The following is a 12672-nucleotide window of genomic DNA, read 5'->3' as shown; positions in this document are numbered from 1 at the left end:
TGCCGATCCGCGTCTCAGTGGTTGGCGGCCGCGCTGCCGAGCAACCCGCGCAGGTCGGTGGCGAGCCGGTCGAAGCGGGGATCCGACATCACCTGCGCGTAGTCGCGGTGCGTCGGCAGCTCGACCGTGAAGGTGCGGATGATCCGGCCGGGCCGGGCGCTCATCACCACGACCCGGGTGCCGAGGAAGACCGCCTCGGCGATGGAGTGGGTGACCAGCACCACGGTGGTGCCGGTCTCCCGCCAGATCCGGTGCAGCTCGGCGTTCATCTGCTCCCGGGTGAGGGCGTCCAGGGCGCCGAACGGCTCGTCCATGAGCAGCACCGGCGGGGCGTGCAGCAGCGCGCGGCAGAGTGCCACCCGCTGCTGCATGCCACCGGACAGCTCGTGCGGCAGTGCCTTCTCGAAACCGGTCAGGCCGGTCATCTCGATCAGCTCGTCCGCCCGACGGGCCGCCTGCGCCCGGTCCATGCCGCGCATCTCGGCCTGGAGCAGGATGTTGGCCCGCGCGCCGCGCCACTCCAGCAGCGCGGCCTTCTGGAAGACGAAGCCGATCTGCTTCTGCGGGCCGCGAACCGGGCGTTCCAGCAGCGACACCTCTCCGCTGGTCGGCTGGACCAACCCGGCGACGATCTTCAGCAGGGTCGACTTGCCACAGCCGGACGGGCCGACGATCGTCACGAACTCGCCGGGCTGGATGTCCAGCGACACGTCGTCGAGCGCGGTGGTCTGCGACCGGCGGGAGCTGAACCGGACGGTCACGCCGGACATCCCAATGGCGGTGCCGGCGCGGGCCGGCGCTGCGGTCACCGGGTCACCCCTGCGCCGCGTACGAGGAGTCCCAGTACGCGTTGGGCGCGCCCGCATCCTTCAGCTCGGCGTAGCGCGACATCAGGTCGATGGTCTCGGTCCACTGGGCCTCGGTGTTCACCCCGGGCGGGCCTTCGGCGCCGAGCAGCGGCAGGTTGAGGGTGAGCTGCTTGGTGAGCACCTCGGGGGCGGGCTCGTTCTCGGCCAGCTCGACCATCGCGCTCACCGCGCCGGCCGGGTCGCGTGCGGCGTCGGCCCAGGACTTCTGGGTGGCCCGGACGAACTTGCGGGCCAGCTCCGGGTCCTTCTGCAGGGTCTGCGTGTTGGCGATCAGACCGGTGCCGAGCAGGTTCATCCCGTAGTCGGCGAAGAGCAGCACGTCGACCTTCTTGCCGGTCTTGCTCTCGATCGTCGGCGCCTGGTCGTGGAAGAAGCCCATGATGGCGTCGACCTTGCCCTCGGCCAGCGCGGCGATCTTGCCGGCCGCGTCCACGTTGACGACCTTGACGTCGTCCTTCTTCAGGCCGTTCTTCTCCAGCCACGCCGGGAACGTCGCGTAGAGGGCGTCACCGGGGGTGCCCCCCACGGTCTTGCCCTTGAGGTCGGCCGGGGTCTTGATGTTCTTCTCGGTGAAGAACTCCACCGAGGACGGACCCTTCTCCAGGTACGCGCCGAGGCTGCGCACCGGCATGCCACTGGCCACCGACTTGAGCAGCACCGGGCTGTCCGCCCAGCCGAAGTCGGTCTGCTTCTGGGCGACCTGCTTGACCGTGTTGCCCGAGCCGTTGCCCGGCAGGATCTTCAGGTCGATGCCCTCGGCGGAGTAGTAGCCCTTCTGCAGGCCGTAGTAGAAGGGCGCGTGCTCGCCGTACGGCACCCAGTTGAGGGTGAGGGTGACCTGCTTGCTGCCGTCGGCGTTGGTGTCGCCGCCGGAGTCGTCCCCACCGCAGCCGGTGGCGGCGACGAGCAGGGCGGCGGTGACCAGGATGGTGGTGGCGGTGCGTTTCATCGGTGCCTCCGTGATGGGGTCGGTCAGGAGGTGGTGAGGGACACGCCGGCACGGCGGCTGGCGTGCCACGGGATGAGCAGTGCCTCGGCGATCTCGACGAGGACGAACAGGACGATGCCGATGGCGGACATCAGAATCAGGTCGGCGAACAGCAGTGGGGCGTCGAGGTTGCCGTTGGCCAGCAGCAGGACGTAGCCGAGCCCTTCGCTGGCGCCGACGAACTCACCGACCACGGCGCCGACCACGGCGAGGGTGACGGCCACCTTCAGGCCGGCCATCAGGTGCGGCAACGCGTTCGGGAAGCGGATCTTGCGGAACGTACGCCAGGGTCCGGCGCCCATCGTGGCGGCGAGGTCGAGCAGCTCCGGGTCGGTGGAGCGCAACCCGGCCACGCCGGAGATGACCACCGGGAAGAACGCGATGAGCACCGCGAGGATGACCTTCGGGGTGAGGCCGAGGCCGAACCAGACCACCAGCAGCGGGGCGATGGCGATCTTCGGGATGACCTGTGCGAACAGGACGATCGGGTAGAGCGCCTTGTCCAGGGTGCGCGAGTAGGCGATGGCGACCGCGGCGGCCAGCCCCAGCGCGGCGGCCAGCACGAAGCCGAGCACCGTCTCGTAGAGGGTGACCACGGTGTGCCGGGCCAGTTCGGACGACTGCCCGGTCATGGTGGTCCAGACCTGGCCGGGCGTGGGCACCAGGTAGTTCGGCACGTACTCCTGGGCGGCGACGAACCACCACGCGGCGAACAGCGCGGCCAGCACCAGCGCCGGGCGCCAGAGCGAGTCGGCGAGCGCCACCGCGCGGCGGCCGAGCGTCGGTCGTGGTGGTCGACCGTCGGTGCCGGGCGGAGGACCGGCCACCGTGGACGGCGCCGGGGCGTCGACGGTGTCCGACGAAGCGGTGGCCCCGGACGCGGACACGGCTGCCCGCCCGCCTTCGGTCATGTCGACGGCGGCCTGCCGGCCCGCCGTGTCCAAAGAGTTCTCGGTCACGCGGAACCTCCTCGGGGCCCGGCTCAGCACCCGCGGAGGGGGCCGGTCGACGGATCAGGCAAACGCTTTCCTGGAGCGTAGGCGGCACCTTCGCACCGGGCAAGGCCTTTCCTCGATCTATTCGGGCCGTGCCCGCGCCGTCAGCTCGCCGCCGGGTAGGTGTCCAGCAGGCCGCACATGCCCAGCCGGCCCCGCTCGACCGGTTCGTCCACCGCGTACACCCGGGCGTCCCCCAGGTGGCCGGGATCGCCCCTCTCCAGGGCGTCGAGCTGTTCGCCGGTGCCGGCGGCGGCGCGGCCGGCACCGGCCGACCACCGCTGCCGCCAGCGGGTCAGCAACGGGCGGCGCAGCGCCACCGCCGCGTCGTGGAACGCGGCCAGCGCCGCCGGACCGCCGGCCCGCAGCGCCTGGAAGCCGATCACGGCCAGATCCCGTCGACGGTACGCGGCACACACGTCCGTGCCCGGCGCTCCCCCGTTCGGCAGCGCCGCCGCCGCGAGGTACGCGTCGGGGTCCGCCAACACGTCGGGCGGGAAGGTCAGCACCGCGTCCCCGGCCTCGGGCAGCCCGCTGTTCTGCATGAGCACCACAATGGTCAGTTCACCGCCGTTGACCAGACGGTGCACGGTGCCCGGCTCGAACCAGACCACCGCACCCGGCCGCAACGGGGTCTCCCGGTAGCCGGCCGCGGTGAGGGTTTGCACCGCGCCCTCGCCGCCGGTCACCACGTACCCCTCCGTACAGCACAGGTGCACGTGCGGGGTGCCGCCGACCACGCCGTCCGGCGCCGCCGTGTCGTAGACCCGCAGCCGGGACAACCCGATGCCGCCGGGCAGCACGGCCGACCGGTCAGGCATCGAAGTACTCGTCGGTGTCGTCCGCCGCCGGCAGCGACACCAGCAGCACGGTGAGGTCACCGATGGCCCGGTGCCGGCAACCCGGCTTGATGAGGAACGCGGACATCGGCCGGGCGGGATGGCGCACCCCGTCCAGCTCGATCTCACCCTCCCCCGCGAGCACGATGTAGTACTCGGTGGCGATGCGGTGATGGTGGGTGACCGCGTCCTGCACCTCGAGCAGGTGCACGCTGGCCTGGCCGTCGCTCTCGGCGATGAAGCCCCTGCGGGTGGTCCCACACGAGCAGCGCCTGGTGGGAAGGTCGTCGAGTTGGAGCACCGCGAAGCGATCGGACATGACCGGGCCTCCCTGCGGGAAAGGGCTTTCACTGCGGTACCGTGACGCTAGCCGGCACGGCGAAACGCCGTCAACAGATCGAGGGGGCGGCCATGGCGACCCTGTCCGACGTGGCGCGACGCGCGGGCGTCTCGCCCGCCACCGCCTCCCGCGTGATCAACGGCAGCAGCAAGCCGGTCACCGACGAGCTGCGCGAGCGGGTGCTCGCCGCCGTCGCCGAGTTGCAGTACGTGCCGAACGCCCACGCCCAGCTGCTGGCCCGCTCACACCGCAGCGCGGTCGGCGTGATCGTGCACGACGTCTCCGACCCGTACTTCGCCGAGATCACCCGTGGGCTGCAACGCGTCGCCACCGACCAGGGCCGGCTGCTGATGATCTGCAACAGCTACCGCGACCCGGACCGCGAGCTGGAGTACGTGGAGCTGCTGCGCGGCCACCAGGTGGCGGCGCTCATCCTCGCCGGCTCCGGCTATCACGACGAGGCGTTCACCCGGCAGCTCAACGAGAAGCTCGCCGCGTACGGGGCCACCGGCGGACGGGTCGCGGTGATCGGCCGGCACGAGCACTCCGGCGACGCGGTGATGCCGGACAACCGGACCGGCGGGTACCTCGCCGGCCGGGAGCTGTGCGAGCTGGGACACGGGGCGATCGGCGTGGTCGCCGGCCCGCGCATCCTCACCACCACCACCGATCGGTTGGCCGGGCTCCGGCAGGCGCTCGCCGAGCAGGGCCGTGACCTGCCCGAGCGGCGGATCCGCTACGCCGAGTTCGACCGCGACGGCGGCGCCGAGGCCACCGCCCGTCTCCTCGACGCGGATCCGGAGCTGACCGCGATCGTGGCGCTCAACGACTCGATGGCCATCGGCGCGCTCGCCACCCTGCGGGCCCGTTCGCTGGCCGTACCGCGGTGGGTCTCCGTGATCGGCTTCGACGACATGCCGATCGCCCGGGACGTCACGCCGGCGCTGACCACCGTGCGGCTGCCGCTGGTCGACATGGGAGTGCGCGCGATGTCGCTGGTGCTAGGCGCAGAGGCGCTGTCACCCCGGGTCGAGGTGCTCCCCGCCGAGCTGATCCGGCGGGACACCACCGGCCCCGCCGCCCGGGCCACCACCGGGTCGGCGCCCCGGGCCCGTCGGGCTGACACCGCGTCGTGACCGTGGTCAGCCCGACGCAGCGTCCCCTCACGACGGACGACGTGTCGTACCTGGTCCGCGCGTCGTTCGGCCCGCGGGACCGGGTCCGGGACGCGGGTCCGTTGACCGGCGGCGGGTACGCGACGGTGTGGTGGGCGTTGCTCGACGACGGCCGTCGGGTGGTGCTGAAGGTGGCTCCGCCGGCCGGCACCCGACTGCTGCGCTACGAGCGGGGGCTCTGCGCGGCCGAGGCACGCTACTTCCGGCTGGTCGCCGAGCGGGCGCCGCAGGTGCCCGTACCCCCGGTGCTGCACCACGGCACCGACCCGGCGTACGGCGAATGGCTCGTCACCGCGATGCTGCCCGGCCGGTCGCTGTCCGACCTGGCCGGCGCGGGCGTCGCGGTCGACGACGGCCCGGCGCGGTACGACCTCGGGGTGGCGCTCGCCGCGCTGCACCGGGTCACCGGCGACCGGTTCGGCTACGACGGCGACCGGGCCGACGGATCGACCTGGCGGGCGGCGTTCTCCGCGATGCTCGACGCGCTGCTCGCCGACGCGGCCGACTGGGACGTGCGGCTGCCGATCACCGAGGCCGGTCTGCGCGCGTTGGTGCGGCGGCACGCCGACGTGCTGGACGAGGTCCGCCGCCCGGCGCTGCTGCACTTCGACTGCTGGGACGGCAACGTGCTAACCGCGCCCGACGCCGACGGACGGCTACGGCTGCGCGGTCTGGTCGACGGCGAGCGGTTCCTGTACGGCGACCCGCTGCTCGACCTGGTCTCGCCCCGGCTGTTCCGGCGCGTCGAGGACGAGCCGGAGCACCCCCTGCTGCGCGGTTACCGGGACGCCGCCGCCGAGCCGCTGGTCCTGGACGCCTCGGCGCGTCGGCGGCTCGCGCTGTACCGGCTGCACCTGTACCTGCTGATGACCGTGGAGATGCCCAGCCGTGGCATGACCCCGGGCAGCCACCCGGGGCGGCACGAGCGGCTGGCGGCCCTGCTCGACGCGGAGATCACGGCGCTCAGCCCGGTCTGACGATCCGTGCGGGTGGCGTGCGACGCCTGGTCGCACGCCACCCGACCTCGATCAGGGCAGGTCGATCGGGCGCAGCACCCGGTCCACGGTGTGCGCGATCTGCCGGTTGCCATTGTTGACGTCGAAGGCGACCACCCGTGGGTCGCGATCGTTGGTGTCGGCGTCGACCAGGCGTACCTGACGGAAGTAGTGCCAGTAGGTGCGCACGTCGACCTCGACGGTCGGGCCGAGCGCGGTGGTCAGCTCGGCGCCGTCTGCCGTGACGGCCGTCTTGCGGTCGATGGTCGCGCCCGGCACCACGTGGTAGAGCAGCACCGTCTCCACGGTGTCAATGCCCAGCCCGGCGACGGCCGAGAACGCCGCACTCTCGCCGGGCAGCTTCTGGGCGTGGGTGATCTCCCGGACCAACTGCTGGAACGCCGCGTCGTTGGGCAGGAACGCGGTCAACGCGACCGTGCCGTCGGTGAGCACCTTGACCGGTGAGTTCGGCTTGGCCTCCAGCACGGCCAGCACGGCTGCGGTCAGCACGTCGAAGTCTCGTGCGTTGCGATCGAATCCGGACCGGTCCTTGGTGAGCACCTGGGCGAGCGACGCCGTGCCCAACGGCTTTTTCTTGCCGGTGGCCTGTGCGGCCGGCACGGCGACGGCGGTGGTGGCGAGCGCGGTGGCCAGGGTGCCCACCGCCACCCGGGCGGCGAGTCGTGCGATCTTCATCAGCGGGCCTTTCGTCGAGGCGACAGATCCGTGACGTCTCGTCACGACCCATGCTTCGCATCGTCAACGCCCCTCGGATGCACCTGCGGATAACGGATTGTCCGGAACCTGTCCGGGGCTTAGCCTCGCCCGGTGCTGATTCGGGAGTTCGTCGACCAGGACTGGTCGCAGGTCTGGCCGATCGTCGAGGAGGTGATCCGGGCCCGGGAGACCTTCGTCTACGACCCGGCGATGACCTCCGACGCGGCGTACGGCATGTGGGCCGAGGCCCCGCCGGGACGGACCGTCGTCGCCGTCGACGGGGAGCGGGTCCTCGGCACCGCGAAGATGGGCGCCAACCGGCCGGGGCCGGGCGCGCACGTGTCCACCGCGAGTTTCATGGTCGCCGCTGGCGCGCGAGGGCGGGGCGTGGGCACCGCGCTGTGCCGCGACGCCCTCACCTGGGCGCGCCAGCAGGGGTACGCGGGCATGCAGTTCAACGCCGTGGTGGAGAGCAACCGGTCGGCGGTCGAGCTGTACCGGCGGGAGGGTTTCACGGTGGTCGGCACGGTGCCGGGCGCGTTCCGCCACCCCACCCTCGGCCGGGTCGGCCTGCACGTCATGTACCAGGAGTTCTGAGCCCGGCGCTCGGGGGGCCATGGTGGTGGTGGGCTCCGCTGCCGCGCACCGCGCACCGACCTCCGCGCCGCCGTCAGGGCGTGATTCGCTGACGACATCAACTCCGAAGCGTCTCAACCACTGAGGTTGCCCCCGGCCGGGGCGGCGCGAAGTCCGGACCGCGAGGCGGCCAGCTCCGCGCCGGCGCGGCGGATCGGGGTGAACAGTCCCCCGATCGCGACCAGCAGGCACCCCGCTCCCGCCACGAGCGTGACGGCCTGGACGCCGTACCGGCCGGCGGACCAGGTCAGCACCGCCGCACCGGCCGGCCCGAGGGAGTAGTGGATGCTCCAGAACGCCGAGGTGACCCGGCCGAGCAGATGGTCGGGGGTGATCTCCTGGCGCAGCGACATCGAGCAGATGCCGCCGATGCTGAGGCAGCACAGGTACACGGCGGTCAGCGCGGTGACCGCCGGCACGCTGGTGGCGGCACCCACTCCCACCACCGCGCAGCCACAGACCGTGTGGGCGCTGATCCAGGTGACGCCGAAGCCGCGCCGACGGCGCAGCGGCGCGACCAGCAGCGCGCCGGCGACCGTGCCCAACGCCGCCACACCGAGCACCGTGCCGACGGTGCCCTCGGAGCCGCCCAGGTCGTGCGTGACGTGGTAGATCAGCACGTCGGTGAAGCCGTAGGTCAGGAAGATGAAGACCGACAGCAGCACGGTCAGCGCGCGGAGCACGGGCTGCCGCCACAAAAACCGCGCCCCCGCCAGGAACTCGGCCAGCGGGCGCTGCCGGAGGGCCGTGGCGTCCGCGGCGTCGTCGACCTCGACCGGCCGCAGTCGGATCAGCCACAGACCGGCCGCGGAGAGCGCGAAGCTGCCCGCGTTGACGGCGATGGCGACCGCCGGCCCGAAGCGGGCCGACACGACACCGGCGAGCAGCGGCCCGAGGACGGCCGTCGCCGCGAACGTCGCCTGCAACCGGCCGTTGGCCTCGGTGATCCGGTCCCGGTCGACGAGGTTGCGAACCGCGGTCACCGCGGCGACCTGGAACACCATGCCGGCCGCCTCGCAGATCGGCAGCACGACGAAGAGCAGCCAGACCTGCGGGCCGGCGAGCCAGGCCAGGGGCACCAGGCCGTACAGCACCAGCCGGGTCAGGTCCGCCGCGATCATCAGGGTGCGGCGGTCGTACCGGTCGACGAGCACCCCGCCGAAGACGCCGGCCACGACGGACGCGGCACCCGCGACGGCGGTGAGCAGGCCCATCTGCGCCACCGACCCGGTGGCCTGGAGCACCAGCAGCGGTACCGCCAGGTAGGCGAACGAGTCACCGGCCGCGGAGAGCGACTGCGCGATCCAGTACGTGCCGAAGGTGCGGTCCCGCCACAGCGGCGCATGGCGCGCGTTGGCAACTCGACTCACCGGATCGAGAGTAGTACGCACCAGAGGGGCGTCAACCACGAGCCGGCCGCGGGAGGACATCCCGCGGCCGGCTCCGGGTCAGCAAGGGTCAGCTCTGGCGCAGCGGGGCGAGCGCGCCGCTCCAGGCGACCACCTGGTCGAGGGTGGTGGTCAGCGCGTCCTCGTGGAACTGGTTGGGCTTGAAGACGCTGAAGTTCTCGAAGTCGGTGAAGAGCGACAGCGCCACCTGGGAACGCACGTCGGCCATCTGCAGCTCGCCGGCGATCAGACGCAGGTGCTCGACGGCCCGGGCGCCGCCGAGCGAGCCGTAGCTGACGAAGCCGACGGCCTTGTTGTTCCACTCGGCGTACAGGTAGTCGATGGCGTTCTTGAGGGCGCCCGACGTGGAGTGGTTGTACTCGGGGGTCACGATGATGAACCCGTCGTACGAGGCGATCGTCTCGGCCCACCGCAGCGTGTGCGGCTTGGTGTACTGACCCATCGCCGGCGGGTACGCCTCGTCGAGGTGCGGCAGCTCGTAGTCCAGCAGGTCGATCAGCTCGTACTCCGCGTCGGAGCGCTGCTTGGCGACCTCGAGGACCCAGCGGGCGACCGCTTCCCCGTTCCGCCCGGGGCGGGTGCTGCCGAGGATGATCCCGATCCTGGTCATGGTGGCGCCTTTCAGAAGTGGGTTGGGCTGACGCGCCGACGCTAGCCGGTTGTTGCTTGGTCAAGCAAATGGGCCTGGTGTGGCTGTCCCCACACGCACGGTGGGCAATTGATCGGTCAAGCAACTAGGATGTCGGGATGGCCGGCCCACCCGCAGAGCGTCCGCTTCCCCTCAATCCGGACGAAGAGGCCCTGGTTCGCGCCCTGGGCCAGGTGATGCATGTGCTGCCCCGCACCATCGACGGCGACATGATCGCTGATCGTCAACTGCCGCTGACCGAGTACACCGCCCTGATGAACCTCTCCGAGGCACCGGACCGGCGGATGCGCATGCACGAACTCGCTTCGCTCTGCCACCTCTCGCTCAGCGGCATGACCCGCACGATCATCCGACTGGAGACGCAGGGCCTGGTGAAGCGGGAACGGTGCGAGGAGGACGCCCGTGGCTGGAACGCCGTCCTCACCGACGCGGGCTTCGCCCGCCTGGAAGAGTCGTGGCCCAGCCACCTGGCCGCCGTACGCCGACGGTTCCTCCAGCACTTCGACGGCTTCGACCTGGCTCAGCTGGCCCGCGCGTTCCGCAGCGCGGGGACGACCGACTGAGCCAGGCCGCGCCGTCCTAGGCGTTCGCCACGAGCCGCCAGCGGTTGTCCGCGCTGCCGTTGTCCGAATCCTGCACGGCCTGGGCACCCCACGCGGTGGACCCGTTCAGGATGCCGAGCAGCTTGCCGCTGTTGACGTTGCGGATCCGGTAGGTGCCGTCACCGTTGTCCACCAGGGTCCACCGGTGGTCGGCGGTGCCGTTGTCGGACCACTGCAGGACGCGGGCGTTGTCGGCGGTGGACATGTTCTCCACCCCGAGGACCTTCCCGCTGTTGACATTGCGGAACCTGACCGCTGAGCCGTCGGTCACCACCACCCAGTTGTGGTCGGCGGTGCCGCTGTCACCCCACTGCACGGCGAGCCCACCGTCGGCGGTGGACATGTTCTGGATGCCGAGCACCAGGCCGGTGCCCACGTTGACCAGCCGGTGGCTGCCACCGCCGCTGCTGCCACTGGCGTTCCAGTAGACGGTGTAGTTGTAACCGTGGGCGTCCTGGAACGGCGCGAGTGTGACGGTGGAGCCGTTCGCGGTCGCGGTGAACGCCAGGGAGCTGGTGCTGGTCCGGGCGATCGACGCGACGGTGAGTGACGGCAGCGCGGTGAGCGCGGTATTGCCGTAGTTGCCGCAGAGCACGCTCGGGCCGTAGGTGACGGCGGCGACGCCGGGGTTGTCGTTGGCGGCCCGCATGACGACCCGCATCGGCAGGCGTACGACGATGGTGTCCCCGTCGGCCCAGGTGCGGGTGACCGTGGCATAGCTGCCCGGCGTGGTGGCGACGTTCTGCGCCACACCGTTGACGCTGACCGTCGCGCCGCTCGTCCACGCGGGGATGCGCACCCGGACGCTCCACGACCCGCTCATCGTGCCGGACAGGGTGAGGGTGGTGGTGTCGCTGACCGGGTAGCTGGTGCTCTGCGTGACCGTGATGCCGCGCTGCGACCAGGTCAGCGTCGACGGCGTGAACAGGTTCACGGTCAGCGTCGTGCCGTTGTAGAAGTAGATGGAGTCCATCAACTTCGTGTTGATCTCCAGGCCGGTGCCCTGGCAGCACCAGAACGAGTTGTAGTCGGTGCTCCAGGTGCCGCCGCCCCACGCCGGGCCCACGCCCCGACGGCCACCCGGGCGCAGCGGGGTGAAGTACGTGATGTGGCCGTGGCTGTCGGCCGGGTTCTGTCCGCCGATCAGGTGGTTGATCAGCGCGCGCTCGTAGAAGTCGAAGTAGTCCGTCCGGTTCGGGTCGAGCAGCCACAGCTCCCGGGTCAGTTTGAGCATGTTGTAGGTGTTGCACTGCTCGCACGTGTCGTTGCTGAGGTAACCGGCGATCGCGTTGGGCGCCCGGAAGTGCTCCGCCTGGCTGTTGCCGCCGATGACGTAGGTGTGCGCGCCGACGGTGATGTTCCACGCGTTGCTCGCGATGTCCCGATACCGGGTGGTCCCGGTGGCCTTGAACTCGCGGGCGGCGCCGATCCACTTGGGCACCTGCGTGTTGGCGTGCAGACCGTTGAGCTGGTCGGAGTTGGCGGCCAGGGGGTTGAAGACGGCCGCGTGGTCGAACCGCTGGGCGGTGGCGAGCCACCGGGCGTCGCCGGTCTGCTGGTAGATGTCGGTCAACACGTCGTTCATGCCACCGAACTCGGTGCCCAGCATGGACTGCATCTGGCTGGAGCTCAGCCGGGCCGTCCGGGTGTCGACCCAGCCGGCCAGGGCCAGCAGCACCGAGCGGGCCTGGGTGTTGCCGGTGTAACGCCAGACGTCGAGCAGCCCGGCGAGGGTCTTGTGGATGCAGTAGTAGGGCACGTTGCCGTTGGACAACGTGCGTGCCTCGAGCGCGGTGAAGTCGGACTCCGGGAACCCGGAGAGGTAGCCCGAGCCGAACCCGGCAGCGCCGTTGTTCGCTTGGCACTTGGCCATCTCGGCCACCATGTAGTTCGCCTTGTCCCGGCAGGTGGTGTCGCCCAGCACCGCGTACCCGTACGCCCAGGCGGTCAGGAAGTGGCCCTGCATGTGGGTCCGGAAGGGGAAGTTCGGCGCGTCCCAGCCTCCGTTGGTGGCGGCCCCGTTGGTGGACAGCCGGTGGTTGGCGCGGAAGTTGTAGAGCAGGCGGTCGACGTCGACGAAGCGCAGGTAGGTGAGGGTGCGGGTCTGGTTGTCCAGCCAGCGACCGGCGGTCAGTCGCACCTGACCCGGGTCGAAGGGGTACGCCGACACCCCGATGTCCGGCCGGGCGGGCGGGACCACGGCTGCCGCGGCGGGGCCCGCGGTGAGGACCGTCGTACCGGTCGCGGACATGACTGCGGTGGCACCGGCGGCTTGCAGCACGCGGCGCCGGCTGATGGGCAGGGGGGACATGGAACCTCCACGGAGAGCGCAACGGGCGACGGAGCACAGCCGGGCGGGGACGGGCTCGACAGGGCGGTCAGACACGAGCGTTAGCGCTCACATCCGTGTCCGGCATGTTACGGCGGAGGGGCGGTCTCATTCAAGATGGTGACTGGC

General features: G+C 71.2%; 13 protein-coding genes. 4 read left to right on the top strand and 9 right to left on the bottom strand.

Annotation, left to right across the window (positions count from 1 at the left end; genetic code table 11):
* Nucleotides 1-14 precede the first annotated feature (14 nt).
* From F8271_RS07015 to F8271_RS06995, 5 genes are all read right to left on the bottom strand, one after another.
* Entirely contained in the window at nucleotides 15-770 is a 756-nt protein-coding gene (locus F8271_RS07015) for an ABC transporter ATP-binding protein (RefSeq protein WP_370461877.1), read from the bottom strand.
* A 43-nt stretch (nucleotides 771-813) separates the two neighbouring features.
* Nucleotides 814-1818 (bottom strand): ABC transporter substrate-binding protein, encoded by a 1005-nt coding sequence (locus F8271_RS07010; RefSeq protein WP_151488831.1) that lies wholly within the window; start codon nucleotides 1816-1818, stop codon nucleotides 814-816.
* Nucleotides 1819-1841: 23 nt separating this feature from the next.
* Nucleotides 1842-2816 (bottom strand): ABC transporter permease, encoded by a 975-nt coding sequence (locus F8271_RS07005; protein WP_225854207.1) that lies wholly within the window; start codon nucleotides 2814-2816, stop codon nucleotides 1842-1844.
* A gap of 140 nt (nucleotides 2817-2956) precedes the next feature.
* A complete protein-coding gene (locus tag F8271_RS07000; protein ID WP_151488830.1) occupies nucleotides 2957-3673 on the bottom strand; it encodes a cupin domain-containing protein in 717 nt (238 codons plus the stop codon).
* Nucleotides 3666-4010 (bottom strand): cupin domain-containing protein, encoded by a 345-nt coding sequence (locus F8271_RS06995; protein ID WP_151488829.1) that lies wholly within the window; start codon nucleotides 4008-4010, stop codon nucleotides 3666-3668. The genes F8271_RS07000 and F8271_RS06995 overlap by 8 nt, the downstream gene beginning before the upstream one ends.
* A 92-nt stretch (nucleotides 4011-4102) precedes the next feature.
* Between F8271_RS06995 and F8271_RS06990 the strand changes: the two genes are divergently transcribed.
* Together F8271_RS06990 and F8271_RS06985 are read left to right on the top strand one after the other, a co-directional pair.
* Entirely contained in the window at nucleotides 4103-5167 is a 1065-nt protein-coding gene (locus F8271_RS06990) for a LacI family DNA-binding transcriptional regulator (RefSeq protein WP_151488828.1), read from the top strand.
* On the top strand, nucleotides 5164-6183 hold the full coding sequence (locus tag F8271_RS06985; RefSeq protein ID WP_151488827.1) for a phosphotransferase family protein: 1020 nt from the start codon (nucleotides 5164-5166) through the stop codon (nucleotides 6181-6183). The genes F8271_RS06990 and F8271_RS06985 overlap by 4 nt, the downstream gene beginning before the upstream one ends.
* A gap of 51 nt (nucleotides 6184-6234) precedes the next feature.
* Here F8271_RS06985 and F8271_RS06980 read toward each other — a convergent pair whose 3' ends face one another.
* Nucleotides 6235-6897, bottom strand: coding sequence for a fasciclin domain-containing protein (locus F8271_RS06980; RefSeq protein WP_151488826.1), 663 nt, complete (start codon nucleotides 6895-6897; stop codon nucleotides 6235-6237).
* A 132-nt stretch (nucleotides 6898-7029) separates the two neighbouring features.
* Here F8271_RS06980 and F8271_RS06975 point away from each other — a divergent pair, with 132 nt between their 5' ends.
* Entirely contained in the window at nucleotides 7030-7515 is a 486-nt protein-coding gene (locus F8271_RS06975; RefSeq protein WP_151488825.1) for a GNAT family N-acetyltransferase, read from the top strand.
* Between the two features lie 113 nt (nucleotides 7516-7628).
* Here F8271_RS06975 and F8271_RS06970 read toward each other — a convergent pair whose 3' ends face one another.
* Nucleotides 7629-8924, bottom strand: coding sequence for an MFS transporter (locus tag F8271_RS06970; protein ID WP_151488824.1), 1296 nt, complete (start codon nucleotides 8922-8924; stop codon nucleotides 7629-7631).
* A gap of 88 nt (nucleotides 8925-9012) precedes the next feature.
* The gene (locus F8271_RS06965; RefSeq protein WP_151488823.1) at nucleotides 9013-9573 is read right to left on the bottom strand and encodes an NADPH-dependent FMN reductase; all 561 of its coding nucleotides are present in this window, start codon (nucleotides 9571-9573) and stop codon (nucleotides 9013-9015) included.
* Between the two features lie 137 nt (nucleotides 9574-9710).
* Here F8271_RS06965 and F8271_RS06960 point away from each other — a divergent pair, with 137 nt between their 5' ends.
* Nucleotides 9711-10175: a MarR family winged helix-turn-helix transcriptional regulator gene (locus F8271_RS06960; RefSeq protein WP_151488822.1), complete on the top strand. Its 465-nt coding sequence runs from the start codon at nucleotides 9711-9713 to the stop codon at nucleotides 10173-10175.
* A gap of 16 nt (nucleotides 10176-10191) precedes the next feature.
* Here the strand turns inward: F8271_RS06960 and F8271_RS06955 are convergent, their stop codons facing one another.
* Nucleotides 10192-12525: a beta-L-arabinofuranosidase domain-containing protein gene (locus tag F8271_RS06955; protein ID WP_151488821.1), complete on the bottom strand. Its 2334-nt coding sequence runs from the start codon at nucleotides 12523-12525 to the stop codon at nucleotides 10192-10194.
* Between the last annotated feature and the right edge of the window lie 147 nt (nucleotides 12526-12672).

This window comes from Micromonospora sp. ALFpr18c (assembly GCF_008868155.1).
In the GTDB taxonomy this organism is placed as follows: domain Bacteria; phylum Actinomycetota; class Actinomycetes; order Mycobacteriales; family Micromonosporaceae; genus Micromonospora.
This window is presented reverse-complemented; position numbering and strand designations above follow the sequence as displayed.

Excerpts from the sequence above, each read along its gene's own strand:
- F8271_RS06980 (WP_151488826.1), bottom strand. The coding sequence starts at position 6,897 with ATGAAGATCGCACGACTCGCCGCCCGGGTGGCGGTGGGCACCCTGGCC.
- F8271_RS06960 (WP_151488822.1), top strand. The coding sequence starts at position 9,711 with ATGGCCGGCCCACCCGCAGAGCGTCCGCTTCCCCTCAATCCGGACGAA.
- F8271_RS07000 (WP_151488830.1), bottom strand. The coding sequence starts at position 3,673 with ATGCCTGACCGGTCGGCCGTGCTGCCCGGCGGCATCGGGTTGTCCCGG.
- F8271_RS06955 (WP_151488821.1), bottom strand. The coding sequence starts at position 12,525 with ATGTCCCCCCTGCCCATCAGCCGGCGCCGCGTGCTGCAAGCCGCCGGT.
- F8271_RS06965 (WP_151488823.1), bottom strand. The coding sequence starts at position 9,573 with ATGACCAGGATCGGGATCATCCTCGGCAGCACCCGCCCCGGGCGGAAC.
- F8271_RS06990 (WP_151488828.1), top strand. The coding sequence starts at position 4,103 with ATGGCGACCCTGTCCGACGTGGCGCGACGCGCGGGCGTCTCGCCCGCC.
- F8271_RS07015 (WP_370461877.1), bottom strand. The coding sequence starts at position 770 with ATGTCCGGCGTGACCGTCCGGTTCAGCTCCCGCCGGTCGCAGACCACC.
- F8271_RS07010 (WP_151488831.1), bottom strand. The coding sequence starts at position 1,818 with ATGAAACGCACCGCCACCACCATCCTGGTCACCGCCGCCCTGCTCGTC.
- F8271_RS06995 (WP_151488829.1), bottom strand. The coding sequence starts at position 4,010 with ATGTCCGATCGCTTCGCGGTGCTCCAACTCGACGACCTTCCCACCAGG.